General features: G+C 71.3%; 3 protein-coding genes and 1 pseudogene. All 4 read right to left on the bottom strand.

Going from position 1 to position 2998, the window contains the following annotated elements; translation table 11 throughout:
* Positions 1-716, bottom strand: a 716-nt coding sequence (locus tag BN4348_RS59150) for a 3-oxoacyl-ACP reductase (RefSeq protein WP_096866106.1), incomplete at its 3' end; no start/stop codon positions are given.
* On the bottom strand, positions 713-2080 hold the full coding sequence (locus tag BN4348_RS59145; protein ID WP_066917785.1) for an aldehyde dehydrogenase family protein: 1368 nt from the start codon (positions 2078-2080) through the stop codon (positions 713-715). The genes BN4348_RS59145 and BN4348_RS59150, both read right to left, overlap by 4 nt.
* Positions 2077-2868, bottom strand: coding sequence for a gamma-glutamyl-gamma-aminobutyrate hydrolase family protein (locus BN4348_RS59140; RefSeq protein ID WP_084453983.1), 792 nt, complete (start codon positions 2866-2868; stop codon positions 2077-2079). Before BN4348_RS59140 ends, BN4348_RS59145 begins: the two co-directional genes overlap by 4 nt.
* A pseudogene (locus tag BN4348_RS59135) lies at positions 2855-2998 on the bottom strand (glutamine synthetase); the annotation flags it as partial. The pseudogene BN4348_RS59135 and the gene BN4348_RS59140, both read right to left, overlap by 14 nt.

The following is a 2998-nucleotide window of genomic DNA, read 5'->3' as shown; positions in this document are numbered from 1 at the left end:
ATGAAGGATGCGTCGTCACTGGCCAGGAAGGCCACCGCGGCGGCGATCTCGTCGGGTTCGGCGAAGCGACCCAACGGCACGTGCACCAGGCGGCGGGCGGCCCGCTCCGGGTCCTTGGCGAAAAGCTCTTGCAGGAGCGGGGTGTTGACGGGCCCCGGGCACAGCGCGTTGACGCGGATGCCCTGCCGGGCGAACTGCACCCCCAATTCGCGCGACATGGCCAGGACCCCGCCCTTGGAGGCGGTGTAGGAGATCTGCGAGGTGGCCGAGCCCAGCACCGCGACGAACGACGCCGTGTTGATGATCGATCCCTTGCCGGCGGGCACCATGTGCCGCAACGCGGCCCGGCAGCACAGGTACACCGATTTCAGGTTGATGTCCTGGACTCGTTGCCACGCCGGCAGTTCGGTGTTCTCGATCAGGTCGTCCTCGGGGGGCGAGATGCCGGCGTTGTTGAACGCGATGTCGACCCAGCCGTAGGCCTCGGCCGCGGCGTCGAACAGCGCGTTGACCGCGCTTTCGTCCGAAACATCGGTGGGCACGAACAAGCCGGCGAGCTCCTCGGCGGCCGCGGCGCCGGCGTCGCGGTCGATGTCGCCGACCACGATGGTCGCGCCTTCGGCGCGCATCCGTCGCCCCGCGGCCAACCCGATGCCACCGGCGCCGCCGGTGATCACCGCCACCCGGCCGGCCAGCCGTTGCGTCAGGTCCATCACGAATCCTCCTTGACGGCGATGAACACGTTCTTGGTCTCGGTGAAATGCAGCGGCGCGTCGGGTCCGAGCTCGCGGCCCAGGCCGGACTGCTTGAAACCCCCGAAGGGCGTGTTGTAGCGCACCGACGAGTGCGAGTTCACCGACAGGTTGCCGGACTCGACCGCCCGCGACACCCGCAGCGCGCGGGACAGGTCGTCGGTCCAGATCGATCCCGACAGGCCGTAGGCGGTGTCGTTGGCCAGCGCGATGGCGTCGTGCTCGTCGTCGAACGGCAACACCGTGACGACCGGGCCGAAGATCTCCTCGGTGACGCTGCGGTCGGCGCGCCGGGGCGTCAGGACCGTTGGCGGGAACCAGAACCCGGGGCCCGACGGCGCCGTGCCGCGAAACGCGACGGGGGCGTCGTCGGGCACGTAGGAGGCCACCCGGGCGCGGTGGTCCGCCGACACCAGCGGGCCCATCTCGGTGTCGCGGGAGGCGGGGTCCCCCACGGCGACGGCCCGCACCGCGGGCTCCAGCAATTCCATGAACCGGTCGTACACGCTGCGCTGCACCAGGATCCGGCTGCGCGCACAGCAGTCCTGCCCGGCGTTGTCGAACACCCCGGCGGGCGCGGTCGCCGCAGCGCGCTCCAGGTCGCAGTCGGCGAAGACGATGTTCGCGCTCTTGCCGCCCAATTCCAGCGTCACCCGCTTGACGTGGGCCGCCGCGCCGGCCATCACCCGCTTGCCGACCTCGGTGGAACCGGTGAACACGACCTTGCGCACCCCCGGGTGGGTGACGAACCGCTCCCCCACCACCGCGCCCCTCCCGGGCAGCACCTGCAACAGGTCCGCGTCGAGCCCGGCCTGCACCGCCAGCTCGCCGAGCCGGATCGTGGTCAGCGGTGTCAATTCGGCGGGTTTGATGAGGACCGCGTTGCCGGCGGCGAGGGCGGGGCCGATGCTCCAGGACGCGATCGGCATCGGAAAGTTCCACGGCGTGATCACGCCGACCACGCCCAGCGGCTCGTTGAAGGTCACGTCCAGGCCGCCGGCGACCGGAATCTGCCTGCCGGACAGGCGTTCCGGGCTGCCCGCGTAGAACGTCAGCACGTCGCGGACGTGGCCGGCCTCCCATTCGGCGGACGCGATCGGGTGCCCGGAGTTGGCGACCTCGAGCGCGGCCAGCTCGTCGGTGTGGGCGGCGACGGCGGCCGCGAAGGCGCGCAGGCCTTCCGCGCGTTGCGCCGGGGACAACCGGGCCCAGCGCCGCTGGGCCGCCGCGGCGCGCGCCACGGCGTCGTCGACCTCGGCGGCATCGACGAGCTCGACCGAGGCCAGCACCTCCTCGGTCGCGGGGTTGACCAGTTCCGTTGCGGTCATCGGCTTTCCGCGTACGATTTGGCGGCTTGCACCACCGCCTTGAACAGCCGCAGGTCGTCGAGCGACTTCTCCGGGTGCCACTGCACCGCAAGGACAAACGGCTCGCCCGGCAGCTCCACGGCCTCGACCACACCGTCGGCGTCCATCGCGCTGACCACCAGGGGATCGCCGACCTGGTCGATGGCCTGATGGTGATAGCAGGGCGCGTCGGTGGATTCGCCGAGCAGCGCGGCGAGCCGGGTTCCCGCCACGGTGCGGACCGGCAACCTGGTGAACACGCCGTTGCCCGCCCGATGACCGCTGTGCCCCAGGACATCCGGGAGGTGCTGATGCAGCGTGCCGCCGAATGCGACGTTGAGGACCTGCGCGCCGCGACAGATGCCCAGTACCGGGAGCCCGCGGTCCAGCGCGCCCCGCAGCAGCGCTAACTCGAGGTCGTCGCGGTCGGTGCGGGGGCGGTCGGTGGCCGGGTGCGGATCCTGGCCGTAGCGGGCGGGGTCGATGTCGTAGCCCCCGGTGATCACCAGCCCGTCGAGGCGGTCGAGCAGCGCACCGGCGGTGTCGTCGTCCGCCGGCTGCGGCGGCAGCAGTGTCGCGATGCCGCCGGCCATGACGACGCCCTCGAAGTAGTCGGCCGGCAGATACCCCGCGGCGATGTCCCAGATCCCCGTCTTCACCTGCTCCAAATAACTGGTCAGGCCGATCACCGGCCTCGCCCTACGTGGCGATCGCGAGCGCGGCGTAGCCGGGCGGCGCGGGTTGCCACCGTCCGACTCAGAGGCGTTCAAACCCGCGCATCCTTTCCCAGTCGGTGACGGCCGCGTTGAAGGCCGCCAGCTCCACGCGGGCGTTGTTCAGGTAATGCGCGACGACGTCGTCGCCGAACGCCTCGCGCGCCAGCGCCGACGCCTCGAACGC

It is taken from the genome of Mycobacterium interjectum (assembly GCF_900078675.2).
Classification (GTDB): domain Bacteria; phylum Actinomycetota; class Actinomycetes; order Mycobacteriales; family Mycobacteriaceae; genus Mycobacterium; species Mycobacterium interjectum.
The sequence above is the reverse complement of the archived record's forward strand: the minus strand, read 5'-3'. Positions and strand labels throughout refer to the sequence as shown.